23 protein-coding genes are annotated in these 24621 nt (G+C 66.8%); 13 read left to right on the top strand and 10 right to left on the bottom strand.

Annotation, left to right across the window (positions count from 1 at the left end):
- Nucleotides 1-157: 157 nt before the first annotated feature.
- Together ACSR87_RS10965 and ACSR87_RS10970 are read left to right on the top strand one after the other, a co-directional pair.
- Nucleotides 158-1138, top strand: coding sequence for a glutathione S-transferase family protein (locus tag ACSR87_RS10965; protein WP_498530486.1), 981 nt, complete (start codon nucleotides 158-160; stop codon nucleotides 1136-1138).
- A 130-nt stretch (nucleotides 1139-1268) separates the two neighbouring features.
- Entirely contained in the window at nucleotides 1269-2342 is a 1074-nt protein-coding gene (locus ACSR87_RS10970) for a molybdopterin-dependent oxidoreductase (RefSeq protein ID WP_498530487.1), read from the top strand.
- A 9-nt stretch (nucleotides 2343-2351) separates the two neighbouring features.
- Here ACSR87_RS10970 and ACSR87_RS10975 read toward each other — a convergent pair whose 3' ends face one another.
- The 6 genes from ACSR87_RS10975 to aspS form a co-directional block, all read right to left on the bottom strand.
- A complete protein-coding gene (locus ACSR87_RS10975; RefSeq protein ID WP_008577467.1) occupies nucleotides 2352-2492 on the bottom strand; it encodes a hypothetical protein in 141 nt (46 codons plus the stop codon).
- A 57-nt stretch (nucleotides 2493-2549) separates the two neighbouring features.
- Nucleotides 2550-3050 (bottom strand): hypothetical protein, encoded by a 501-nt coding sequence (locus ACSR87_RS10980; RefSeq protein ID WP_008579589.1) that lies wholly within the window; start codon nucleotides 3048-3050, stop codon nucleotides 2550-2552.
- Between the two features lie 45 nt (nucleotides 3051-3095).
- Complete coding sequence (locus ACSR87_RS10985) at nucleotides 3096-3851, bottom strand: 4-phosphopantoate--beta-alanine ligase (protein ID WP_498530488.1); 756 nt, start codon at nucleotides 3849-3851, stop codon at nucleotides 3096-3098.
- Nucleotides 3852-3953: 102 nt separating this feature from the next.
- The gene (locus ACSR87_RS10990; protein WP_498530489.1) at nucleotides 3954-4787 is read right to left on the bottom strand and encodes a pantoate kinase; all 834 of its coding nucleotides are present in this window, start codon (nucleotides 4785-4787) and stop codon (nucleotides 3954-3956) included.
- A 54-nt stretch (nucleotides 4788-4841) separates the two neighbouring features.
- Complete coding sequence (locus ACSR87_RS10995; RefSeq protein ID WP_498530490.1) at nucleotides 4842-5291, bottom strand: SHOCT domain-containing protein; 450 nt, start codon at nucleotides 5289-5291, stop codon at nucleotides 4842-4844.
- A gap of 345 nt (nucleotides 5292-5636) precedes the next feature.
- Nucleotides 5637-6941 carry an aspartate--tRNA(Asn) ligase gene (gene aspS, locus ACSR87_RS11000; protein ID WP_498530491.1) on the bottom strand — a complete coding sequence of 435 codons (1305 nt, stop codon included), beginning with the start codon at nucleotides 6939-6941 and terminating at the stop codon, nucleotides 5637-5639.
- Nucleotides 6942-7100: 159 nt separating this feature from the next.
- On the opposite strand from aspS, the gene ACSR87_RS11005 reads away from it, so the two are divergent.
- The gene (locus tag ACSR87_RS11005) at nucleotides 7101-7652 is read left to right on the top strand and encodes a cupin domain-containing protein (RefSeq protein ID WP_498530492.1); all 552 of its coding nucleotides are present in this window, start codon (nucleotides 7101-7103) and stop codon (nucleotides 7650-7652) included.
- A 76-nt stretch (nucleotides 7653-7728) separates the two neighbouring features.
- Nucleotides 7729-8496 carry a DUF4013 domain-containing protein gene (locus tag ACSR87_RS11010; protein WP_498530493.1) on the top strand — a complete coding sequence of 256 codons (768 nt, stop codon included), beginning with the start codon at nucleotides 7729-7731 and terminating at the stop codon, nucleotides 8494-8496.
- A gap of 23 nt (nucleotides 8497-8519) precedes the next feature.
- Here the strand turns inward: ACSR87_RS11010 and ACSR87_RS11015 are convergent, their stop codons facing one another.
- Nucleotides 8520-9242 carry a phosphoglycerol geranylgeranyltransferase gene (locus ACSR87_RS11015; protein ID WP_004044255.1) on the bottom strand — a complete coding sequence of 241 codons (723 nt, stop codon included), beginning with the start codon at nucleotides 9240-9242 and terminating at the stop codon, nucleotides 8520-8522.
- Nucleotides 9243-9347: 105 nt separating this feature from the next.
- Between ACSR87_RS11015 and ACSR87_RS11020 the strand changes: the two genes are divergently transcribed.
- Nucleotides 9348-10352, top strand: coding sequence for a restriction endonuclease (locus tag ACSR87_RS11020; protein ID WP_498530494.1), 1005 nt, complete (start codon nucleotides 9348-9350; stop codon nucleotides 10350-10352).
- Here ACSR87_RS11020 and ACSR87_RS11025 read toward each other — a convergent pair.
- The gene (locus ACSR87_RS11025) at nucleotides 10349-12871 is read right to left on the bottom strand and encodes a DNA topoisomerase I (protein ID WP_498530495.1); all 2523 of its coding nucleotides are present in this window, start codon (nucleotides 12869-12871) and stop codon (nucleotides 10349-10351) included. The two genes, ACSR87_RS11020 and ACSR87_RS11025, sit on opposite strands and share 4 nt — an antisense overlap.
- Nucleotides 12872-13207: 336 nt before the next feature.
- On the opposite strand from ACSR87_RS11025, the gene ACSR87_RS11030 reads away from it, so the two are divergent.
- The gene (locus ACSR87_RS11030) at nucleotides 13208-13480 is read left to right on the top strand and encodes a hypothetical protein (protein ID WP_498530496.1); all 273 of its coding nucleotides are present in this window, start codon (nucleotides 13208-13210) and stop codon (nucleotides 13478-13480) included.
- Nucleotides 13481-13546: 66 nt separating this feature from the next.
- On the opposite strand, the gene gatB is transcribed toward ACSR87_RS11030, so the two are convergent.
- Nucleotides 13547-15037, bottom strand: coding sequence for an Asp-tRNA(Asn)/Glu-tRNA(Gln) amidotransferase subunit GatB (gene gatB / locus ACSR87_RS11035; RefSeq protein ID WP_498530497.1), 1491 nt, complete (start codon nucleotides 15035-15037; stop codon nucleotides 13547-13549).
- 169 nt (nucleotides 15038-15206) lie between these two features.
- Here gatB and ACSR87_RS11040 point away from each other — a divergent pair, with 169 nt between their 5' ends.
- The 7 genes from ACSR87_RS11040 to ACSR87_RS11070 all read left to right on the top strand — a co-directional run bounded on the left by ACSR87_RS11040 (nucleotide 15207) and on the right by ACSR87_RS11070 (nucleotide 23733).
- Nucleotides 15207-16091, top strand: a complete 885-nt coding sequence (locus tag ACSR87_RS11040; RefSeq protein WP_498530498.1) for a DUF3100 domain-containing protein — start codon at nucleotides 15207-15209, stop codon at nucleotides 16089-16091.
- A 1-nt stretch (nucleotide 16092) separates the two neighbouring features.
- Nucleotides 16093-16557, top strand: a complete 465-nt coding sequence (locus ACSR87_RS11045; protein WP_006600620.1) for a hypothetical protein — start codon at nucleotides 16093-16095, stop codon at nucleotides 16555-16557.
- 46 nt (nucleotides 16558-16603) lie between these two features.
- Nucleotides 16604-17938, top strand: coding sequence for an amidohydrolase (locus ACSR87_RS11050; protein ID WP_498530499.1), 1335 nt, complete (start codon nucleotides 16604-16606; stop codon nucleotides 17936-17938).
- A 105-nt stretch (nucleotides 17939-18043) separates the two neighbouring features.
- Nucleotides 18044-18367, top strand: coding sequence for a DUF7518 family protein (locus tag ACSR87_RS11055; protein WP_498530500.1), 324 nt, complete (start codon nucleotides 18044-18046; stop codon nucleotides 18365-18367).
- Between the two features lie 83 nt (nucleotides 18368-18450).
- Nucleotides 18451-22098, top strand: a complete 3648-nt coding sequence (gene smc / locus ACSR87_RS11060) for a chromosome segregation protein SMC (RefSeq protein WP_498530501.1) — start codon at nucleotides 18451-18453, stop codon at nucleotides 22096-22098.
- Entirely contained in the window at nucleotides 22091-23224 is a 1134-nt protein-coding gene (locus ACSR87_RS11065) for a segregation/condensation protein A (protein ID WP_498530502.1), read from the top strand. The genes smc and ACSR87_RS11065 overlap by 8 nt, the downstream gene beginning before the upstream one ends.
- A gap of 32 nt (nucleotides 23225-23256) precedes the next feature.
- Nucleotides 23257-23733, top strand: coding sequence for a DUF8108 domain-containing protein (locus ACSR87_RS11070; RefSeq protein WP_498530503.1), 477 nt, complete (start codon nucleotides 23257-23259; stop codon nucleotides 23731-23733).
- 7 nt (nucleotides 23734-23740) lie between these two features.
- On the opposite strand, the gene mtnP is transcribed toward ACSR87_RS11070, so the two are convergent.
- The gene (gene mtnP / locus ACSR87_RS11075) at nucleotides 23741-24601 is read right to left on the bottom strand and encodes an S-methyl-5'-thioadenosine phosphorylase (protein ID WP_498530504.1); all 861 of its coding nucleotides are present in this window, start codon (nucleotides 24599-24601) and stop codon (nucleotides 23741-23743) included.
- Nucleotides 24602-24621: the final 20 nt, after the last annotated feature.

Genomic DNA, 24621 nt, shown 5'->3' on the forward strand with positions numbered 1-24621 from the left:
TAACGCTGCCGTGTCTCGTTTGTGATAGATTTCTTACACGGCCTCGGACCGCGCGATGGCGGCCCAGTTCGCCGGCCGGTTACACCGATGTCGCCTCCCTACTTTTGGTGGTCACGTCCCAACAGACGGCTATGCAAGCACTCCAGGTCGTGGTCGCATGAACATGCTCTACGAAGGCGAGTGGCGAACCGACAAGTTCGTCGCCAACAACGAAGACGGCGAGTTCGAGCGCCAGACGACCGACTTCCGCAACTGGGTCGGTGAGGACGAGCGGTTCCCGGTCGAGTCGGGTCGATACCACCTCTACATCTGTCGCGCGTGTCCGTGGGCCCACCGTACCGCGATGACGCGCGCGCTGAAGGGTCTCGAAGACGCGATTTCGCTGTCGCTCGTCGAACCCGTCCGCATCGACGACGGCTGGGAGTTCTCCGAGGACCTCCCGGACCCGCTGTACGGTGAGGAGTTCCTCCGCGACATCTACCTCCGCGCCGACGACGAGTTCACCGGGCGCGTCACCGTTCCCGTGCTGTGGGACAAACAGCGCGAGACCATCGTCAACAACGAGTCCCGCGAGATTATGCGGATGCTCGACGAGGCGTTCGACCCCCTCGCCGAGCGTGACGTGGACCTCAACCCCGACGGCTACGAAGAAGAGGTCGACCGTCTCATCGACGAGATTTACGAGCCGGTCAACAACGGCGTCTACCGCGCCGGGTTCGCAACCACCCAAGAGGCCTACGAGGAGGCCGTCGAGGAACTGTTCGACGCGCTCGACCACTGGGACGAGGTGCTCGACGACCAGCGGTTCCTCGCGGGCGACGTGCTCACCGAGGCCGACATCGCGATGTTCGCGACGCTGATTCGCTTCGACCACGTCTACCACACGCACTTCAAGTGCAACAAGAAGGCCGTCCACGAGTACGATAACCTCTGGAACTACACGAAGGAGCTCTACCAGCTTCCGGGGGTCGCAAAGACGGTCAACATGGACCACATCGTCCGGCACTACTTCGTCAGCCACGGCGACATCAACCCCAAGCGCATCTACGGCGTCGGCCCCGACCTCGACTTCGAGGCGGCACACGACCGCGACCGCCTCCCGGCGGACCTCCCGGCGGCGCTGACGGCCGAGGACTGAACCGCCGCTCGGTTTTCGCGCTCGTCTTCGTCCCCGTCCCCGTCTCCGTCCCCATCTTCGTTTCGCGCCCGGCTCCGTTCTCGCCGTCTCTCTCGACACCCTATTCCCGTTCGAAACGCTATCACTTCTCATGGCAAGCCGCGCGACCCGCGCGCTCCGGCGGTTCGAACCGCCGCCGCGGGCGGTCGACTGGTCCATCTTCGCGCTCGTCGTCTTCGAGACGCTCTCGGGCGTGCTGAGCCTCGGGGCCGGCCACCCGGCCAACGGCCTCCTGTTCGTCGCCCACGGTGTCGCCGGCCTCTCGCTGGTCGTTCTCGTCGGCTTCAAGCTCTACCGGGTCCGCCGCCGCGTCCTCGACGCGCGGCTCCGCGACCGCCACACCACGCTCTCGGTCCTCCTCGCGGTCGTCGCGCTCGCGGCCCTCGGCACCGGCGTCGCGTGGGTGCTCGGCGTCGAGGTCCGAATCGCCTTCTGGACGCTGCTCAACGTCCACATCGGCTTCGGCCTGCTCGTCCTCCCGGTGCTGTTTTTCCACCTCCGGGCGCGCTTCCGGCCGCCCCGCCGGGTCGACTTCGCGGAGCGTCGCCGAGCACTCCAGTACGGCGCGATACTCGTTTTCGGCGCGGCGACCTACCGGGCGACCGAGACGGTCGGGGCGCTCCGGGGTGTGGGCCGTCGGTTCACCGGGTCGCGGCCGCTCCCGCCCGGCGAGGGCAACGACGCCTTCCCGGTGACGAGTTGGGTCGCCGACGACCCCGACCCCGTCGACCCCGACTCGTGGTCGCTTTCGGTCGCGGGACTGGTCGACCGCCCGCTCGAACTCGACCGGTCGGACCTCGCGCCCGACGAGACGCGGTCGGCCCTCTTGGACTGCACGAGCGGATGGTACACCGAGCAACACTGGACCGGCGTCAGACTCGGCGGCGCGCTCGATTCCGCGGGTGTTCACTCGTCGGCGCGGTGGGTGACGGTCCGGTCGGTGACGGGCTTTCGGTGGTCGTTTCCCATCGCGGAGGCCCGCGAGATGCTGCTTGCGACGCACGTCGGCGGCGACCCGCTCTCGCACGGTCACGGCGCGCCGCTCCGACTGGTCGCGCCGAACCGCCGCGGCTTCCAGTGGGTCAAGTGGGTCGATACGGTCGAGGTGCGGCGGCGACGCGACTCGGCGCAGTGGCTCGCAGTGCTGGTGAGCGGGTTCGGATAGCGGCTCACCTCACCACGGGAGAATCCACAGCACGTCGACGAGGCGGTCCAGAATCGTCTTTTCTCCTTCGTGGTCGTCGTCCGCCGTGTCGTCGGTCGAAGCGTTCGTCGCCTCGCCTTCGTCGGGCGCGCTCGAATCGGTGGAGGGCATACTGGTCACTATGCCTGTCAACGTGGAAATGTTTTCTGTGGACGGGGTCGCTGATTCTCACTCATCGCGGAATCCCGCGAGATGCTGTTCGCGTCCCGCGTCGGTGAACTCTCGTACGGCCGCGGCGCGTTCGCCGTGAGTTCGCCACGCGACGAAGCCGGCACCGAAAAGCAGGAGGCCGCCGGCGACGAGCAAGAACGGCTCCGCGCCGAGGACGAGTCGCGTCGTCCCGTCGAACGTCTGGACCGTGGTGTAGAGTCCCGGCTCCCGGACGTAGCGAGACACGGCCACGAGCGAATAGCCGACTTCGACCCCGCCGACCGCGACAGGAAGGACCGCGGCGTACTTCCACCGGAATGCGGCCAGCGTCCCGACGACGCCGACGCCCCCGAGCCGCGCCAGCAGGTACTCCTCGTGGTTGAGTCGGCCGCCCCATCCCGTCGTTATCGTCCCGTCGTATCCGGGTGCGACGTGGAGCAGTTCCTGATGGATGCCGGCGACGACGGCTCCGAAACCGACGACCGCCATCACGACTGCGAGGGCTCGCTGACGGTCCATATCGACATATTTCGTATCGCTCAGAAATAACCTTGCTCCCAGTCTTCACTCGTCGCTTCCGCTTCGAATCGCCCGCTCGGCCGCTTCGAGGGCGTCGTCGGCGTCGAAGTCAGCGACGATAGCTTCCAGTTCCTCGCGCGTCGCGCCGGTGTCCCGTAGGTCGCGGGCGTGCGCCGCGATGTTCGGAACCGCGCGAACGATGTTGTCCACGATGGGGACCGTGGCGACCTGCGCCGACCGCGACATCGGGTTGAGGTCGACGACGATTTCGACTTTGTCCATCGCGCCGAGCGCCTCGGCCCGGTCGCCGTCCTCCAGCGGGACGACGACCACGTCGGCGCTCCCGATGCCGTCGGCGTCGACCTTCGCGCGCTCGTGGTCGATGCCCGGAATCCGCCCGTCGGCGGTGAGCCCCTTCACCTCGTCCGCGCCGTGGTCGCGCAGGTGGGCCACGATGGCCCGCATGCGTTCGTCGGTGCGGTTGAACAGGTTCACCTCGATGTCGGCGTCGACGGCGGCGGCGAGTTCGACGACTTCGTCGGGGCAGAGCGCCGCGACGTTCCCGTTGACCGAGATGACCGGCTGGTCGGCGAGCAGAAGGTGCGCCGCGGCCGCCCGCGCCGCCTCGTCCGCGCTCGGAATCGTCCGCTCACCGAGCAGGTAGTCGAACGCCTCGCCGCGCCCCTGCGCGATGAGTCCCTGCCGGCTCGTGATACCCTTCTCGACGCCCTCCTCGATGCGGTGGCGGGTGAGAAGCGACTGGTATCTCGGGTGGCTCTCGGGAATCTCGATGTCGCTCATTGGTGGTGGGTCGTCGCCGCGGCAGTAACACGTTTTCTCATCGGGACGGCCGGGAACCTGTGCCTGAAACGCCCCGGTCGGTCTCCGGGGGCCTCGCGGCCGTCAGTCGCTCAGCAGCGTCGCGCCCGCGGGGTGGACGCGGCAGCGCTCTGGGTCGTAACCGGCGTCAGACAGTCCCGTCCCGACCGCAAACACCGTCTCGCCGAGCATCGCCATCGCGCCGTCGCCGCCGGCCGCGCACACGTCGTCGATGGCGGCCTCGACCCGGTCGGTCAGGAGGCCGGCGTCGCGGGCGAACCGTCGCGCCTCGGCGACGAAGCGGTCGAGCGTCGGTTCGGCGCGGAGCGCTTCGAGGGCCGTCTCTCCGGCCGCCGTGAGTGCGGTCGTGTCCCCGGACAGCACGTCGGCCGTCGAGAGACCGCCGAACGCCACGTACTCGATTTCGGGGCGCGCGGGGATGCCGTCAATCCGGCCGTGGGCCGGCGCGCCGGGGTCGACCCGAATCGGCATCCCGCCGCGGGCCTGCGCGACCACGTCGCCGAGGCCGGTCCCCGCGCGGACCTCGGCCGCGTGCGCGAGCGTGACGAGTTCGTTTTCCGACCGGCCGCAGGCGAACACCGCGTTCGCCGCGAGCGCCGTCCCGAGCGCCATCGCCCCCGAGACGCCGAACCCCGCGCCGAGCGGGAGGTCGCTTTCGGCGTCGACGGCGGCTGTCACGCCGAGCGACCGAAGTACGTCCGCGACGGGCGGCATCTCGACCGCCTCGCCGTCGAGGCTGACGGTCGTCTCCTGCGCCGGTTCGACCGTCACGGTGACGCCGTGGGAGAGTGTCAGCCCCGCCCCGCGAGAGCCGGCGACCGCCGGGTCGTCGGCGGGGTGGGCGCTGAAAAACCCCGTCACGTGCCCGGGCACGAACGCCGTCGCGTCGTCGCTCATCGGTCTTTCTACGACGGGGGTCGGTTAACGGTGTTGCGTTTCGTCGCGTCCGCATCAGTCGCGGTCGACCGCAGTCTCCCGCTCCGCCTCGCGTGGTTCTCCCTCGCGGGCCGTCCGCCGCGACGCCGCCGTTTTGTGAGCGTCCGCGACCGTCTCCGTCTCCAACAGCCGCTCGACTTTCGCCTCGAACTCCTCCTCGGAGAGTTCGCCGGTCGCGTAGCGCCGCCGGAGCGTTTCGAGTGCGTCTTCGGTCTCGGTCGTCCCCGACACCTCGGTGTCGTCGCCGCGGCGGGACTCGTAGATGCGGACGAGGGCTACCGCGGCGGGGAGCACGCCCGCGAAGCCGACCGGAAAGACGATCCAGAACCACCACTCTCCGAGCGCGAGCAGGCCGAAGCCGACCAGAAAGATGAGCCCCATGACGACGCCGGCGACCAGCTCCTCGAGCGGCGAGTCCTCGTCGTCTTCGACGGCATCATCGACGATTCGGTTCCCGTCGGTCATTGGTCTTCCCCGCGACGACGTTCGTGCATGGTGGGCTAACGTGTCCGAAAGATAACCACTGTTTCGCAAAAATGGAGTCGCGTCGGCGGGATGCGCCGTCGCCTCGAGCGACAGGCGCTGGCGGGCTGACGAGACTCGCGTGTGCTCGTCTCGTTGGCTCGCCAGGTCTTCGCCCTTACGGGCTCAGACGCCGACGGTCGCGCGGGAACTCGGTCGCGGCAAAGCCGCTCCCGGCTCCCGCGCTCGTGTTGCGCCGTCGCCTAGGGCGACAGGCGCTGGCGGTCGCGCGGGAACCCACTCGCAAATCGAAGATTTGCTCGGTGTTCCCGCTCGCTCGGAGCGTCTCTACGGAGAGAGACGCTGTCTGTCTCGTGGGAACAGAACAGCTTCTCGGATGTTCTCCAGCCCGAGCATCGTCATGATGAGTCGCTCGCCGCCGAGTCCGAAGCCGGCGTGCGGGGGCATGCCGTACTTGAACATCTTCGTGTAGTACTCGAACGCGTCGGGGTCGAGACCCTGCTGTTCGAAGCCGGCGACGAGGTGGTCGAAGCGGTGTTCACGCTGGCCGCCCGAGACGAGCTCCATGTTCGGGTGCATCATGTCGAAGCCCGTCGAGAGCGTCTCGTCGTCGTCGTGGTCCTTGATGTAGAACGGCTTGATTTCGCTGGGCCAGTCGGTGATGAAGTAGTGCTCGCCGACGTCCTCGCCGAGCGCCTTCTCGCCCTCGGTGGGGAGGTCGTCGCCCCAGACGAGCTGTTCGTCGAGTTTGCCCGTGGCGTTGATGCGCTGGATGGCCTCCTCGTAGGTGAGCCGCGGGAACTCGCCGGACGGCGCTTCGAACTCGTCTTCGAGACCGAGCGCTTCGAGTTCGTCCTGACAGTTCTCCTCGACGGCCTCGTAGGCGGCCGTGACGACGGCCTCACAGACGTCCATCGCTTCCGTGTGGTCGATGAACGCCGACTCGAAGTCGATGGAAGTCGCCTCGTTGAGGTGGCGGGGCGTGTTGTGCTCTTCGGCGCGGAAGATGGGGCCGACCTCGAAGACGCGTTCGAGTCCGGAGCCGACCATCAGCTGCTTGAACAGCTGCGGCGACTGGTTCATGAACGCTTCCTGGCCGAAGTAGGTGATGGGGAACAGCTCGGTGCCGCCCTCGGTCCCCGTGGCGACGATTTTCGGCGTGTTGATTTCGGTCGCGCGGAGGTCTCGGAACTTGTCGCGGACGGCGCGCTGGACCTCGGCGCGAATCTCGAAGATTGCCTTCACTTCGTCCTTGCGGAGGTCGAGCGTGCGGTTGTCGAGGCGCGTCGAGAGCTCGGCGTCGACCTTGCCGGAGGGGTCGAGCGGGAGCTGCGCCTCGGCCTCGGCGATGACGTCGAGGCTCTCGGGCGTGACTTCGACGCCCGTCGGCGCGCGCGGCTCTTCTGCGACCTCGCCGGTCACGGAGATGACGCTCTCGCGGTGGACGCCAAGCCCCGTCTCGACGAGGTCGTCGTCCATCTCGTCTTTCTCGAACTTGACCTGAATCTTGCCGGAGGTGTCCCGGAGAATCAGAAACGCGATGCCGCCGAGGTCACGGATTTCGTGGACCCAGCCGGCGACGGTGACCGTGTCACCGGGCTCGGCGTCGGCCGTGTACGTTCGGTTTCGCATACGACGTGGTTCCCGACCGTTCGTCTTAAACATCGTGTCTTCGCCTCGTTCGGACGCGTTCGTCCGTCCAGTCTCACGCGCGTCGGGGCGAAATCGAGCCACGAGTTCGCGTGGTAGTCGGCACCGCGGTACTTAGTCCGAGGCGTACGTCGCTCCGGTATGGCTCCCGACCCACCCGACGCAGAATCGACGCCCGACCCGGCACCAACCGCCGTTCGCGCTGCCGACCTCGACTGGACCGAACGCGGGCGCGGGGACCGCTTTGCGTTCCGCCGGAAGCGACTCGCGGACCGCGCCGGCGGCCGCGACCTCGGCTGTTCGCTCTATGAAGTGCCGCCCGGAACGCGCCCGTGGCCGACGCACTACCACGAGGGCAACGAGGAGGCGCTGTACGTCCTTTCGGGGTCGGGCACGCTCCGGACGCGCGAGGGCGCGGCCGACCTCGACCTCGAACCGGACACCTACGTCGCGCTCCCCGCGGGGGCCGACTACGCCAGGCAAATCGAGAACGACGGCGACGAACCGCTCCGGTATCTCGCGCTCTCGACGATGAACCACCCCGACGTGACCGTCTATCCCGACTCCGACAAAGTCGGCGTGTTCTGCGGCGCGCCGCCCGGTGGTGACGAGACCGCCCGAACGCTCCACGGTTACTTCCCGCGGGACGCCGCCGTAGACTACTGGGACGGCGAACCGACGACCGAGGAGTGAGCCGGCCGCGCGCGGTCGCGGCGACGGCCCCGACGCTGAGATTTATATACGAACCCGCGACCATCTCGCCTCGGACATGGACGTTTCAGACCTCGAAGCCGCGTTCGCACTCCCGCTCGCCGAAGACACCTCGGTCGATACGACCCTCGTCGGCGTCCTCTCGACGCTCGCGTCGCTCGCCACGCCGCTTGCGGGCATCTTGCTTGCGGGCTACGTCGTCCGCCTCGTTCGCGCCGGCGACCGCGAGGCGGCCGCGCTCCCCTCGTTCGACGATCTCACCGGTATGGCCGTCGACGGCGCTCGTCTCTCGGCCGCGCTTGTCGCACTCCAACTCCCCGCAGTCGGCCTCGCGACCGTCGCCCTTCCGGGTTCCAGGCCGTCGATTGCGATGCTCTCGTACGCGACCAACCCCGTGATGCTCGGGTCTTTCGGCGTCACCGCGCTCGACACCGCCGGCCTCGTCGCGGCCGGCCTCGCCTCGCTTTTGGGGTCGTATCTCTCGCTGGTGGCGACCGTCGCTCTCGCCCGCGAAGCGTCGCTCGCCGCGGCGATTCCGGCCACGCGCGACCTCGCGTCCGACCGCTCGTTCGTCCGCGTCGCCTCGGCCGTCGCGCTCGTCGTCTTCGTCGCCCGTCTGTTCGTCGCTCTCTGCGCCGCGGTTCCGGTCGCCGGAACCCTTCTCGCCGCGACCGCGTCGTTCCTCCTTTTGGTCGTGTCAGCGACGCTCCTCGGTCGCGGCGCACCGGCTGTGTCGTCGCCCGGTGCCGACGCGACCCGCGAGTCGCACGCCGACGGCGTGAACGCGGAGTCGGTGGAGTCAGCGGAGTCGGTAGCGTCGGCGTAGAAACAGAAACCGCGCCCGTGGGATTACTCTGCGACGAGTTCGGCCGTCGCGTCCTTCGCGCCCTCGACCGTCTCGCGCACCGCGTCGACGCCCTCGTCGTGCAGGAGGTTGCCGACGACGACCGCGTCCGCGTGCTGGCCCATCTCGTAGGCCGACTCGTAGTCGTGGATGCCACCGCCGTAGAACAGCGTCGCGTCGTCGAGCGCGTCGTGCGCCGCGCCGACCTTCTCGGGGTCGCCGTAGGTGCCGGAGTACTCGACGTAGATGATTTTCTGGCCGAACATCTTCTCGGCGACGCGGGCGAACGATGCCACGTCCTCGGCGGACTGGTCGGTGTCGGCGTCGGTGTACTCGGCGACCGACGACTCGGGGTTCAACACGATGTACGCCTCGGTGTGGGTGCGGTCCCAGTCGAGGCCGTCTTCGATGCGGACCCACTCCTTGTGCGCGCCGGTGATCCAAAACGAGTCGCTCGCGTTGAACACCGTCGGGATGAGGTAGCCGTCCAGCGCGTCGTCGTCGATGACGACGCCGGGGTTCGACGGCTCCTGGTAGATTGGCACGTCGTACTTCGAGGTCGCCTCGATGACGCGCTCCATCTTCTCCTCTGTGATGTCGAGCGTGCCGCCGATTTCGAGGGCGTCGGTGCCCGTCTCACACACGTCTTCGAACGTCTCGCCGTCGACGAGGTCCTTGTCCGGGTCGATTTTGGTGATATGATCCCAGTCTTCCCACGGATAGCTCATTGGTCGCTCTATGCTTGAGGGGGCGTAAAAAGCGTGCGGATGGAATGGGTCACACGCATAGCCGGGAGTGAATTTTAACCCACCTGTCACCAAACCCGGTGTACGATGGACGCTGCCGCCGCGACCGAATACGTCGAACACAGAGCGATGTCCCTGTCCGCGGAGGAGTTTGAACTACTCTGCGAGTCGGTGCTCACGGAGTCACTTCCCCCGGCGCGGTTCTCGGTAACCGCGTTCCGACAGGACGGCGGCATCGACATCGATGGTCGCGTCAGTAATCCGCTTCTGGACGTTTCGCTCGGGGTCCAGGCGAAGCAGTACGGCTCAAGCAACACGGTCGGTTCGCCCGCGATACAGCGATTTCAGGGCGCGCTGGCCGACACGGGGTGCGACACCGGGACGGTAATCACGACGAGTTCGTTCACGAACCCCGCCGTTGAGAGCGCCGAACGAGCTGGGATTCACTTGGTGAACGGTTCCGAACTGTTCGACTCGATGGTCGACCTTCGCGTCGGCGTTCGCCGGCAGAGTACTCGGTTCGAACCCGACGAAGAGTTCTGGAGCCTGTTCGGGGACACCGCCGAGACGGGTCCGATTCCGTCGAAGCGAATCCCACTCGCCAACTCGTTCGAAACCCTCGACGCTGTTCTCTCGGCTATCGGCGACACTCGTGGCGCGAAAGACGACATCGTTGAGTCGGCGAGTGTTTCGGCCCGCCACGCGGACCTGTACGCGATTGCGGGCTGGATTCTCGGGTTCGTTCACCAAGAGTGGCCCGACGAGGAGTCCCACAGACAGCGCCGCTGGTCGCTCACCCGAAGCGGCGCTCGGTACGTCGCCTATCGAGCGGCGGGCCTCGACGACGAGGCCGAAACCCTCTTTCTCGATGGAATTCGAAACGCCGAGATAATCGAACGGCTCGTAAACTCGCTCTCGAAGGAGAGGTCATTCGGACACGGCGTGCTCGTCGACTTCATCGCGTCCGAGTCGGAGCTATCGCGGAGTAGCGCGAAACGCAGGGGCAGTTCGGTCGGCGTTTGGCTCGCCCGACTCCCCGAAGTCTCGGTCGAAAACGGACGCGAAAAACGATACGTTTGGAACGATACTTAGTCAGCAGCCGTCTGCCACTTCCGAACCGTATCCGCACCCACGCCCTCGACTTTCGCCGCGATGTCGTCGGGTTCGGACGCCTTCAGCGCCTTCACGTCCTCGATACCGGCGTCTTTCAGTTTCTCGGCGGTCTTCGCGCCGATACCATTGATGCTCTCTAACTCGGAGCCGCCCTCGCCGTTCTGCTGGGCTTGGTACTCGCGGTAGTTGCAGATGGGACAGCCGAGTTCCCACGGCTCGCGGTCGCCCTCGTAGGTAATCCGGAGTTCGGGCAGGTCGTGTTCCTCGCAGGACTCGTCGGTGACCTCGATGTCGCCGCGGCGGGGTAACGGCAGCGAGTAGTCGCAGTCGGGGTAGCGGATACAGCCGACGAGTCGGGAGCCGGAGCGGAGGCGCTTGATGGCGAGTTCGCCGTCGTGTTCTTCGCCGCACTCGGGACACGTCCCGATGACGAGGTCGTCTTCCTCGTCGGCCTCCTCGGCCTTACAGAGCGGACAGCCGTGGACGAACGTCTTGCGCCCGGCGAGCATCTTGATGTGGTGGAGATCGTGGTCCTCGCAGGACTCCTCCATGATGAGCGGCTTGCCCGTGGAGGGAAGCGGGAGCGTGTAGGTGCAGTCGGGGTAGGAGTCACAGCCGATGAAGTACGAGCCGCGACGGCTCTTTCTGACGACGAGGTCGCCGCCGCAGTCCGGGCAGGTGCCGACCGTCTTGTCGGCCTTTAGCGAGTCTTGGAGCTGCTTGCCGAGTTCCTCGCGGGACTCCATCAGCCCCTCGAACACTTCTCCGAGCATCTCTTTGGACTCCTCGGTCACGTCTTCGAGGGTGGCTTCGCCGCGGGCGATAGCCAGCATATCGGATTCGAGTTGCGAGGTCATCTCCTCGCTGACGATAAGCTTCGCGAAGTCCTCGGAGGCCTCCACGACGGCCCGCGCGAGGCGGGTCGGTCGCGGCGGGTCGCTCTCGATGTAGCCGCGGTCGTAGAGCTTCTGAATCACGTCGTGGCGGGTCGCCTTCGTCCCGATGCCCATCTGTTCCATCGTCTCGATGAGCCGCGACTGGCCGTAGCGCCGCGGGGGCTGGGTCTGCTTGGCGTCGAGGTGCGTGTCGGACAGCACGAGCGACTCGCCTTCCTCGACGTCCGGCACGAACGACTCGCTGGAGTTGAAGTACGGGTACACGTCGTGGTAGCCCGCTTCGAGCAGGCGCTTGCCGTTTGCCTTCAGCGACAGGCCCTCGACCTCGGCGACGACGCGGAGGTGCTCCCAGACGGCGTCCTCAGCGACGGTGGCGAAGAAGCGCCGGACGACGAGTTCGTACACGTCCCACTCGTCGTCCGAGAGGTCGGACGCCGAGGGGAGTTCGCCGGTCGGGTGAATCGGCGGGTGGTCGGTCGTCTCGTTGTCGCCCTCGGTCGGCTCGATTTCCTCCTGTTCGAGGAGGGACTCGGCGTCTTCCTTGAACCGGCGGTCGCCCTCGAACGCGCCGAGCAGTTCGCGCGGGTCGAGGTCGTCGGGGTACACCGTGTTGTCGGTCCGCGGGTAGGTGATGTAACCGGCCGTGTAGAGGTCCTCGGCGATGCTCATCGCCCGCTGGGCGGAGTAGCCGATAGAGCCGGCGGCCCGGATGAACTGCGTGGTGTTGAACGGCGCGGGCGGCGTGTCGGTCCGCGTGCGGCGGTTGACCGACGAGACCTCGGCGGCCTCGACGCCGAGGAGCGTCTGATAGGCCTCCTCGGCGGACTCCTCGTCCCAGATGCGCTCGGCTTCCGTGCCGTCGTCGTCGAGATAGAAGTACTGCGCCTCGAAGGATTCGGCGTCGCCGTCGGCGTCCTTCGTCAGCTTCGAGAACAGCTCCCAGTAGTCCTCGGGGTCGAACGCATCGATCTCGCGCTCGCGGTCGACGATGAGCTTCAGCGTCGGCCCCTGAACGCGGCCGACCGAGATGAAGTCGTTGCCGAGCTGGCGGGCCGAAAGCGAGAGGAACCGCGTGAGCGCCGCGCCCCACACGAGGTCGATAATCTGTCGGGCCTCGCCCGCGGCGGCGAGGTCGAAGTCGAGGTCGTCGGGGTTCTCGAACGCCTCCGTCACCTCGCGGTTCGTAATCGAGGAGAACCGAACGCGGTCGACGGGTACGTCCTCGTTGACGTCGCGGACGAGTTCGTACGCCTCCTTGCCGATGAGTTCGCCCTCGCGGTCGTAGTCGGTCGCGATGGTGACCTTCCCCGCGCGGCGGGCGAGGCGGCGGAGCGCGGCGACGATGTTCTCCTGCGTGGGGTGTTTCTCGACGGGCGCGCCGATGAGTTCGACCGGCTCCACGTCGCGCCAGTCGTTGTACTCCGGCGGGAAGTCCACGCCGACGACGTGGCCCGACAGCCCGATACAGCGCTTGCCGCCCCACTTGTAGACGTTCACGCCGTTCATTCGCTCCGCGGAGGCGGTCTCGCCGCTCAGGATGTCGGCGATGCGCCTCGCGGCGTTGTCCTTCTCCGTGATGATGAGTTCCGGACCCCTGCTCATTGAGCGGCGATATGACGTGGGGTGTCCTAAACCTTTCGTGCCGAATTCGTGCAGTAGCAGCCTCGACGCGCGCGGATACGGGCGGGCGGGTGAGCGCCCTCGCGCGCGAAGGTGTGTGTCTGCCGACGCGTCCGCGACACGCCGCGTCTCCCGTCGGATTTCACCGACTCGCTCCGCCGACCCGACGCTGGGAGCGACGACGATACCCGAGACGACTGCGACACGGGAACCGATAACAGCCGCCCGTCGAACCTGACAGCAGAACGACTTTCTTCGACGGCTCGGAAGGGAGCGCTATGCGACAGCCCTCCACCGAACACCTCCGTCTCGGCCGTGGTGGCGCTGGACCATATCGCTCGGGCCCCGAACCGATACCCGACCGCGTGGACGGCTATCGAGGACGGGTCGGGGACCGCGGACCACGAACTCTGGCCGACGGACGCGGGGGCGAGAGTGTTCGAAGTCGACGGTGACTACTACCTCGTCTACCGGACCGGCGTGGACCGCCCGCTCCCATCGTCGCCGGCGGCAGAGGAGGCGCTGACGTGGTTCGCGGTCGTGCTCGGGTCGGCGATGCTGTTCGGCCGCGACGATGACGACAGGACGTAGCCGCGCGCGGCGAGACAGACGGGACGCGGCCGTCCGTCGCGGAGAAGCGAACCCGAAGTCGGTCGGTTATTCGTCCAGTCGCTCGCGGAGCAACTGGTTTACGGTGCCGGGGTCGGCGCTCCCCTGGGACTTCTGCATGACCTGTCCGACGAGGAAGTTCAGCGCGCCGCTTTCGCCGTTGTGGTAGTCCTCGACGGCGTCGGGGTTCTCGTCGATGGCTTCCTGGACGAAGCCGCCGATTTCGTCGTCGTCGGCCTTGCCCAGCCCCGCTTCGTCGACGATGGTGTCGGGGTCCTTGCCCTCGTCGAGCATCTCGCGGAGGACGATTTCCTCGGCGTTCTTCGTCGTCACCTCGTCGGCGGCGACGAGTTCGACGAGCCGCGTGAACTCGTCGAGGCGGTCCGACACGTCCGTGATGTGCATGTCGCGGTAGTTGAGTTCGCCCAGCAGGTTGTCGGCAACCCACGTCGCGGCGAGGTCGGCGTCGAACTCGGCGGCCACGTCCTCGAAGAAGTCCGCGACCTCCTTGGTCGAGGTGAGCTTCGAGGCGGACTCCTCGTCGATGCCGTACTCGGTGTGGAAGCGCTCGCGGCGGGCGTCGGGAAGTTCCGGAATCGGAATCTCCTCCTTCCAGTGGGCGACCTGGAGCGGCGGGAGGTCGGCCTCGCGGAAATAGCGGTAGTCCTTTTCTTCTTCCTTCGAGCGCATCGAGACGGTGATGCCGCGGGACTCGTCCCAGTGGCGCGTCTCCTGTTCGACGGCGCGGCCGCGCTGGATGGCGTTCTTCTGGCGGGTGACCTCGTAGGCCAGCGCCTTCTCCGCGCCCTTGTGGCTGGAGATGTTCTTGACCTCGGTGCGGTTGGCCGCTTCGAGCGCGTCGTCGGAAACCGCGCCGTCGTCGTCGACCTCGTCGGCGGGGACGAGCGAGATGTTGGCGTCGATGCGGAGCGAGCCGTCGCGGGTGGCGTCGAACACGCCCAGGTATTCGAGCACCCCTTCGAGCTTGGCGAGGAACGCGCGGGTCTCTTGGGGGCTCCGGAAGTCGGGCTCGGTGACGATTTCGACCAGCGGCGTGCCGGCGCGGTTGTAGTTGACGAGCGTGTAGTCCGCCGTGTCGATGCTGCCGCCTTTGTGCTGGAGGCTCCCCGGGTCCTCTTCGAGGTGGGCGCGCGTGATGCCGATGTCGCGGCGGGTGCCCTCGACGGACACCTCCAGCGTCCCGTCGGCGCAGATGGGCGCGTCGTACTGGGTTATCTGGAAGTTCTTGGGCAGGTCGGGGTAGTAGTAGTTCTTCCGGTGGAAGCGGGTGTCCTCGGCGATATCGGCGTTCAGCGCCTTGCCGATTTTGACCGCCGACTCCACCGCCGCCTCGTTGAGCACCGGGAGCGCGCCCGGCAGCCCGAGACAGACGGGGCACACGCGGGTGTTCGGCTCCTCGTCCTCGGCAGGCTCGGTCGAACAGCTACAGAAAATCTTCGTGGCCGTCTCGAGTTGAACGTGGACTTCCAGCCCGATGACGACCGCGAGTTCGCGCTGTTCGAGCGCTTGCGCAGTCATTGGCCGCGCTTCGACGGCGGTGGGCTAAAGACTAACGGGACTGGTCGCGGCGGAGCCCGTTCGCGGGTCGGCGGCCCGACACCGAGCCCTGTCATACCCGACAGACAATCACTAACGAGGTTTTATATGCTGGCGTTTCATCACCACGATTTACGGAATTTGTTCACATATGACAAACGATACCACCTCGGATAGATGGGCACCGATTCGGACCGCCGGCCGGCTTTCGGCGCATCTCCGGACGCATCTGACGGTCCTTCTCATCGTCGTCGTCGCGGAACTCATCGGCACGATAACGTTCCCGCTCGGACCGGGACAGGTCGTGCTCCTACCGCTTCTGTACGCGGTCGTTCTCGGCCTCGTCCTCAGTTACAGCGTCCTCGGGTCGGTCATCGAACCCCTCCGGTCGGTCGTCGACGAGGACGTGAGTCGCATCGCCTCGCCGCTTCTCGTCATCGCGCTGATGCCGCTCGGCGTCAAATACGGGACGCTCGTCGCGCCCTCGTTCTACGACCTCGTGGCGGCCGGGCCGGCGTTCGTCCTCCAGGAGTTCGGGAACCTCGGCACGATTCTCATCGCGCTCCCGCTCGCCCTGCTGTTGGGCCTCAAACGCGAGTCCATCGGCGCGGCGGTCAGCATCGCCCGCGAACCGACCCTCGGCGTCATCACCGACAAGTACGGCATCGAGTCGCCCGAGGGCCGCGGCGTCCTCGGCACCTACATGACCGGCACGGTCCTCGGAACCGTCTTCTTCGGCCTGCTCGGCGGCTTCGCGCCCGCGACGGGGCTGCACCCGCTCGCGCTCTCGATGGCCTGTGGCATGGGGTCGGCAAGCATGATGACCGCCTGTTCTACGTCGCTGGCGGCGGCCGTCGGCGGCGCGGGCGTCGCCGAGGACCAGATTCTGAGCTTCGCCGCGACGAGCAACCTCCTGACCGGCATCACGGGTCTCTACATGGTCATCCTCGTCGGCCTCCCGGTCATCACGCGTCTGTACGCGGTCCTCGCGCCCGTGTTCGGCCGCGACACCGCCGCGGCCGACGGAGGTGAGTGAGATGTCGATGTCGACCCCGGAGTTCTCCGTCGAGTCGCTGAAGATGCTGCTCGTGGTGGCGTTCCTGACGCTGACGGCCAACTTCATCGCCACCGGTACGGGTTTCGTCGCCGCGCTCCCCGGCATGGCGCTCATCGTCGTCCTCGGCCTCGTCGCCCTGCTCATGGGGCGGCTGATTCCGCTGGACCTGCCGGCGTTCGCCTACGCGATGGTGCTCGCGTTCGCGCTCGCACTGCCGTTTTCGCCGGTGCAAGCGCCGTTTCTCGCCGCGGTCGGAGAAATCGACTTCCTCGCGACGACGACGCCGATTCTCGCCTACGCGGGCCTCTCTATCGGCCTCCAGACCGGGAAGATGAAGGAGGTCAGCTGGAAGCTCGTCCTCGTGGCGGTGTTCGTCTTCTTCGGGACGTTCTTCGGCTCGGCGCTCATCTCGCAGGCCGTGCTGTCCGCACAGGGGATTATCTGATGCCGCGCCTCACGGCCGCCCGCCGACCGCGCCGGGGTGAGATGCGGTGACCGACGACCGCACCGCGGCCCTCAAAACCCGCGTCTGCGACGCTATCGACGACCGCGCGGACGAGATTATCGACTTCGCGAAGGACGTACAGGCCGAACCGGAACTCGGCTACAAGGAGGTCAAAACCACGGCGAAGGTCGTCTCACTCTTCGAGGACCTCGACCTCGACGTGGAGACGGAGCTGGCGATTACCGGCGCTCGCGCCCGCGCGGGGTCGGGCGACTTCGTCGCGGCCGTCCTCGGCGAACTCGACGCGCTCGTCAACCCGGACCACCCGATGGCGGACCCCGAGACCGGCGCGGTCCACGCCTGCGGCCACAACGCCCAGCTCGCGCACCTCGTGGGGACCGCCTTCGGTCTCGTCGGAAGCGGCGTCGTGGACGACCTCGACGGCGCGGTCGAGTTCGTCGCTGTCCCGGCCGAAGAGTACCTCGACCTCGACTACCGGCGCGACCTGCTCGACGCCGGCGACATCGAGTTCTTCGGCGGCAAGCAGGAACTCATCCGCCGCGGCTACGTCGACGACTGGGACGCCGCCGCGATGATGCACGCCGGCAGCGACACGCCCGAGCGGACGATTACGAGCGACTTCTCGACCAACGGCTTCGTCGGCAAGTTCGTCACCTACCGCGGGACCGAGGCGCACGCCGGCGCGGCCCCCGAAGAGGGCGTCAACGCGCTCAACGCCGCGATGCTCGGGATGAACGCGGTCCACGCCCAGCGCGAGCGCTTCCGCGACGAGGACCACGTCCGCGTCCACCCCATTATCACCCGCGGCGGCGACGGCGTCAACGTCGTCCCCGCCGAGGTGACGATGGAGTCGTACGTCCGCGCAGCCTCGGTCGAAGCGGTCGCGGACGCCAACGAGTCGGTCAACCGGGCGCTCGCCGCCGGCGCAATGGGCGTCGGCGGCGACGTGGAAATCGAGGACTACCCCGGCTACATGCCGCTTCGAACCGACGAGACGATAGTCGCGTTCTACGACGAGAACGCCCGCGACATCGTCGGTCCCGACGCGGTCACGGCGGGGACGCCGCACCTCTCGGGGTCGACCGATATGGGCGACATCACGCAGCTCGTCCCCGGCATCCACCCGTGGACCGGCGGCTTCGAGGGCGCGGTTCACGCCCGCGACTTCCGCGTCGTCGACGAGGAGATGGCCTACGTCATCCCCGCGAAGCTCACCGCCTGCACGCTGGTCGACCTGCTCACCAGCCCCGAGGCGATGGCGGCGGTCCGCGAAGCGAAAGCCGAAAAGCGCAGTCGCGAAGAGTACCTCGACGCGGTCCGGTCGCTCCGGACGACGACGACCGAGTCGTACCGGGACTGAGGTGTCAGCGATGGGGGTTCCGCCCCGGGACTCCCTTCACACGTATCACATTTTCGGTGATTGTCTGACGCACATTTATGTCTCACGCGCGGGGCTATGTTACCCATGAGTAACCGGGTGGAGGAACTCGAATCCAAAGTCGCAGAACTGCAGGCCGCCGTCAACGGGCTCACCGAGGAGCTCGTCGAGACCAAAGAACGGCTCCGCCAGCTCGAAGACGCCAACGACGTGCAGGTCCCCTCGCGGGCCGCGACCCGTCGCGGCGACTGGGAGACCGAAGACGAGGCCGCCGCGGAGGCCGCCGCTGCGGAGCCCGCCGACGCCGACGAGACCTCGCCGGCCGACGGCGATGAGACTAAACCGGACGAGGCCGACGAGACTGACGAAGGCGACGGCGAGACGCCCGACGACGATATCATCGTCGCGTAATCGGGCGCGCCGTCCGAGCGAGCGCGCCCCGTGTTCATGCGGCGCGTTCCACCTGCGGGCGTGGCCCGCGTGAACACCAACCCATGCACATCAAAGAGCTCGTCCTTGACGGTTTCAAGAGCTTCGGGCGGCCGACTCGCATCCCGTTCTACGAGGATTTCACGGTCGTTACGGGCCCGAACGGTTCCGGCAAATCGAACATCATCGACGGCGTCCTCTTCGCGCTCGGCCTCGCCCGCACCCGCGGGATTCGCGCCGAGAAGCTGACGGACCTCATCTACAACCCCGGCCACGCCGACGGCAGCGACGAGGCCCCCGACAAGCCCAAGGAGGCCAGCGTCACGGTCGTCCTCGACAACTCCGAGGGGACGCTCGACCGCTCGCAGGTCGTCAACGCCGCCGGCACCGACAAAGTCGGCGGCGTCGAGGAGATAACTATCAAGCGCCGCGTCAAGGAGACGCCGGACAACTACTACTCGTACTACTACCTCAACGAGCGCTCGGTCAACCTCTCGGACATCAAGGACCTGCTCGCGCAGGCGGGTATCACCCCCGAGGGCTACAACGTCGTCATGCAGGGCGACGTGACCGAAATCATCAACATGACGCCCTACCAGCGGCGGGGCATCATCGACGAAATCGCGGGCGTCGCCGAGTTCGACGAGAAGAAAGACGCCGCCTTCGAGGAGTTGGAGGCGGTCGAAGAGCGCGTCGACGAGGCGGACCTCCGCATCGAAGAAAAGGAGACGCGCCTCGACCAGCTCGCCGACGAGCGCGAGACCGCGCTCACCTACAAGGGACTCCGCGAGGAGAAAGAAGAGTACGAGGGCTACCTGAAGGCCGCCGAACTCGAAGACAAGCGCGACGACCTCTCGCGGACCGAATCGCGCATCGAGTCCACCGAGGCCGACCTCGAAGACCTACAGGCCGAACTCGACGAGCGACAGGGCAAGGTCACCCGTCTCGAAGAAGACCTCGAAGACCTCACCCGCGAAATCGAGCGCAAGGGCGAGGACGAACAGCTCCGCATCAAGTCGGAGATGGAGGAGATAAAAGGCGACATCTCCCGGCTCGAAAACGCCATCGAGGCCGCCGAGGAAAAGCGCGACGACGCCGAGGCCGAGCGCCGGAAGGCGTTCGTCGACATCGACCGCAAGCAAGAGCAGATAGACGACCTCGAAGACGACATCCGCGAGGTCAAAGTCGAGAAGGCGTCGGTCAAAAGCGACATCCAGTCCAAGCGAGTCGAACTCTCCGAGGTGCAGGCCGAAATCGACTCGGTCGACACCGAGTTCGACGAACTGAAGTCCGAACTCGCGGAGAAAAAAGAGACCCTCGACGAGCTCAAAGACGAGAAGAACGACCGCCAGCGCGCCAAGGACCGCCTGCTCGACGACGCGCGCCGCCGCTCGAACCAGATTTCGGAGACCCGGGACGAACTCGAACGCGCCCGCGAGCGCATCCCCGAACTGAAGGCGACAATCTCCGACCTGCACAGCGAACTCGACACCGCAGAAAAGAACGAGGCGAAGATAGACGGCGTCATCGAGGACTTGCAGGCCGAGAAGGCCGACCTGAACGACGAACTTTCCGAGGTCACGGACGAACTCCAGACCAAGCAGTCCGAGTACGCCCGCCTCGAAGCCCGCGCCGGCAAGGACGGCGACAACTCCTGGCCTCGCGCCGTTACGACCATCCTCAACGCCGGCATCTCCGGCGTCCACGGCGCGGTCGGCCAACTCGGCTCCGTCGACGGCGAGTACGCGAAAGCCTGTGAGACGGCCGCCGGCGGTCGCCTCGCCAACGTCGTCGTCGACGACGACGGCGTGGGGTCGTCCTGTATCGACCACCTGAAGTCCCGCAACGCGGGCCGTGCGACGTTCCTGCCCATCACGAAGATGGACAACCGGAGCCTGCCGCGCGAGCCCAACAACCCCGGCGTCGTGGACTTCGCGCGCAACCTCGTCGACTACGATTCGCAGTACGAGTCGATTTTCTCGTACGTCCTCGGGTCGACGCTCGTCGTCGAGGACATGGAGACCGCCCGCGACCTGATGGGCGACTACCGCATGGTCACCCTCGACGGCGACCTCGTGGAGCGCTCCGGCGCGATGACCGGCGGCTCCGGCGGCGGCTCTCGCTACTCGTTTTCGAAGTCCGGCGAGGGCAAACTCGACCGCCTTGCGAAGGAGATTACGAAGCTCGAAGACCGCCGCCGCTCACTCAACGAGGAGATTCGAGACATCGACGACGACCTCGACGACGCCCGCGGGCGAGCTTCCGACGCCGCCGACCGCGTTCGGACCATCGAGCGCGAAATCGAGGACGCCGAGGAGGATATCGAGGAGGCCGAAGCCGAAATCGACCGGCTCGAAGACCGCCTCGACGAACTCCAGTCCGAACGCGAGTCGGTGGACGAACAGATGTCCGACCTCGACGACGAAATCGCCGACCTCGACGACGAAATCGAGACGGTCGAGGCCGAAATCGAGGACATCGAAGCCGAACTCGCGGACTCCGAGATTCCGGAACTCACCGCCCGCGCCGACGAGATTCGCGCGGACATCGACGACCTCGAAGAGCGGATGTCGACGCTCGACGGCCGGCTCAACGAGATTCAACTCGAAAAGCAGTACGCCGAGGACGCGGTCGACGACCTCCACGACACGGTCGAGGCCGCCCAGAACCGCAAGGCCGAGGCTCGGGAGTCCATCTCCGAGGCGGAATCGAAAATCGAGGAGCGCGAGGACGACCTCGAAGCCAAGCGCGAGGCGGTCGCCGAACTCGAAGCGGAACTGGTCGACCTGAAGGAGGACCGCACGGAGCTCCAAGACGACCTCCGCGAAGCTCGAAGCGCCCGCGACGAGAAGAAAGACCGGGTGAACGCGGTCGAATCCAAGCTCGAAAGCATGCGCTCGGCCGCCGAACGGCTCGAATGGGAAATCGACGAACTCCAGTCGCAGGTCGGTGACTACGACCCCGACGAGATTCCCGACCACGACACGGTCGAGTCGGAAATCGAGCGGCTCACCGAGGAGATGGAGGAACTCGAACCGGTCAACATGCTCGCTATCGACGAGTACGACGACGTGAAAGCCGATCTTGAGGCCCTCCAGGAGCGCCGCGACGTGCTGGTCGAAGAGCGCGACGCCATCGCTGACCGCATCGACCAGTACGAGTCGCAGAAGAAGGCGACGTTCATGGAGTCGTTCGACGCCATCGCCGAGAACTTCACGGACATCTTCGAGCGCCTGTCGAACGGGACGGGGCACCTCCAGTTAGAGAACCCCGACGACCCCTTCGAGGAGGGCCTGACGATGAAGGCCCAGCCGGGAGACAAACCCATCCAACGCCTCGACGCCATGTCGGGCGGCGAGAAGTCGCTGACGGCGCTCGCGTTTATCTTCGCCATCCAGCGGCACAACCCCGCGCCGTTCTACGCGCTCGACGAGGTGGACGCCTTCCTCGACGCCGCGAACGCCGAGCGCGTCGGCCAGATGGTCGACGACCTCGCGGGCGACGCCCAGTTCGTCGTCGTCTCGCACCGCTCTGCGCTCCTCGAACGCGCCGAGCGCGCTATCGGCGTGACGATGCAGGGCGACAACGTCAGCGCGGTCACGGGTATCCAGTTCGGCGGCGACGGCAGCGACGACGACGGCGACGACGCGGACGGTGGTGACGGCGGCGAGGCCGACGCGGACGCGGACGCGGAGGTTCCGGCGGATGACTGACGACCTCCCCGAACTGAACCTCTCTCGCGGGCGCGGCGAGCGAGACGGAAGCGACGGCGACGACGCTGACGACGGGGTCTTCTCGTTCGCCGGCGACGACGCCGCTTCGGACGCCGTCTCCGACGACTCTCCCGACCCTGCCGAACCCGACGCGATGGACGAGGTCCTCCCGGAGGACGTCTCCGAGACCGACGACGACGAGGTCGAACCGGTCGAACTCCTCGTCCAACTCGCCAAGGAGGGAACCATCGACCCGTGGGACATCGACATCGTGGAGGTCACGGACGCGTTCCTGAACCGCCTCGACGCGATGGACCTCCGGACGACCGGCCGGGCGCTGTTCTACGCGAGCGTCCTCCTGCGCATGAAATCCGACGAACTCCTCGCCCCGGACGAACCCGACGAGGAGGAACTCGAACCGTGGGAACTCGCCTTGGAGAGCGGCGGCGACGAGGGCCACCCCGGCGACGACGGCGGGGGGCCACCCGGGTTCGACCCAATCGACGCGCTGGAAGACGAGATGGACCGTCGGCTCGAACGCAAGCACGCCCGCGGGTCCCCGGAGACGCTGGACGAACTCGTCCGTGAACTCCGGGAGGTCGAACGCGGGTCGTGGTGGAAGCGCCGCCGCGAGTACGACACCTCCGAGTCGCCCCGCGGCTTCTCCCGCGGGACGCAGACGCTCGACTACCACACGCCCGGCGAGATGCGCGGCGCGGGCGAACCCACCGAAGACGACGTGACCGGGACCGCCCACAACGAGGACATCGAGGCGGTCGTCGAAGCCGTCGGCGACGTGCTCGCCACCCACTACGAGAAGGGCCGCGACGAGGTACTGTTCGCCGAGGTTCGTGACGTGGCCGACACCGTGATGACGACCTACCTCGCGCTCCTGTTTCTGTCCCACCGGAGCACGGTCTACCTCAAACAGGACGACCTGTTCGGCGACCTCTGGATTCGGAACCCCGAAGTGTTCGACGCCGACCCCGGCGCGGGGTCGGACGTGGATGCAGACGCTGAGGATGCCGACAATGCGGACGCCGAGGCGGCTGACGGCGGTGACGACGCCGACGACGCCGACAGCGACGACTCCGAACTCGAAGCCGAGGCTATCGCGGACGACTAGCTATTTTATCGGACGCGTCGTCACTCTCGGACGTGCCCCATCCAACCCTGCTCTCCAGCACGCTCCGGCGGTTGACGGTCGCGGTTTCGCTCGTCACGTCGACGCTGTTCGCGGCGCTCGCGGCGGCGATTCTATTCCCCCAGTCTGCTATCTGGACGTGGGCGCTCCTGTTTTTCTTGCCCATCTTCTGGCTGCACTGCTATTTCCCCGGTTACGTCTCGTACAGTCCGACCTCGTTCGGCCGCGTCCGCGAGGTGGTCACGTCGCCGCGGTCGGTCCGCGAGTGCGTCGTCTGCGGCGAGGCCGACGACAGCGGCGTCGTCCGGGCGTTCAGCACGCAGTTCGTCGTCGCGGGTATCCCGATTTCGACGACCGACCGCGGGGAAAACGAGTACTGCGCGCGCTGTCACGCGGTCGAGTTCTCACCGACTGATGAAGCGGCGCGTGACGAACGCGAGGTCGGGGAGTCGGAAGGCGACTCGGGAAAATCCGCAGAACTGAACGACTGAGGCCGGTTCAGTCGACGTACTCGTCGATGAGCGGCGCGAGCTTTGCTTTCGTCTCGGTGGGGATGGCCTCGTCGGGCGTGTTGATGGTCCCTTCGAGCGCGGCGTGGCTGTCGGTCTCGTGGCCGTCGGGAATCTTGCGGATGGCGGCCTCGACGGTCTCCTTGATGGCCTCCTCGTTGGCGGCGGCGTTTTTCAGCACCTCGTCGAGGGTGACTTCGCTGTCGTCCTTCCAGACGTCGTAGTCGGTGACGCCGGTGATGGTCGCGTACGCCATCTCGGCTTCGCGGGCGAGTTTGGCCTCGGGGATGGTCGTCATGCCGATGACGTCCCAGCCCTGTGCGCGGTAGTGTTCGCTTTCGGCTTTCGTGGAGTACGATGGCCCCTCGATGCAGACGTACGTGCCGCCTTCTTGGACCGTCGCGTCGGTCGCTTCGTCGGCGGCCTCTGCGAGGATGGAGACGAGTTCCTCGTCGTACGGCATCGCGAAGGGTTGGTGGACGACGATGCCCTCGTCGAAGAACGTCAGGGGACGGTGTTTCGTGCGGTCGTAAATCTGGTCGGGGACGACGAGCGTCTGCGGCGGCAGGTCCTCTTTGAGGCTCCCGACGGCGTTGCTGGCGAGGACGTGGGTGACGCCCAGTTTCTTGAGCGCGAAGATGTTCGCGCGGTAGGGAAGCGTCGTCGGCGAGTGCTGGTGGTCCGGGCCGTGTCGCGGGAGGAAGACGACCTCGCGGCCGGTGTCACCGAACTCGCCGACGACGGGTGTCGTCGAGGGCTCGCCGAACGGCGTCTCGACGGGTTCCTCGCGGGTGTTCTCCAGCGGGAGCGCCTCGTAGATACCGCTGCCACCGATGAATCCGATTTTCATACTCGAAGGTCGGGGAGGGC

Source organism: Haloferax sp. SDI50, assembly GCF_059802635.1.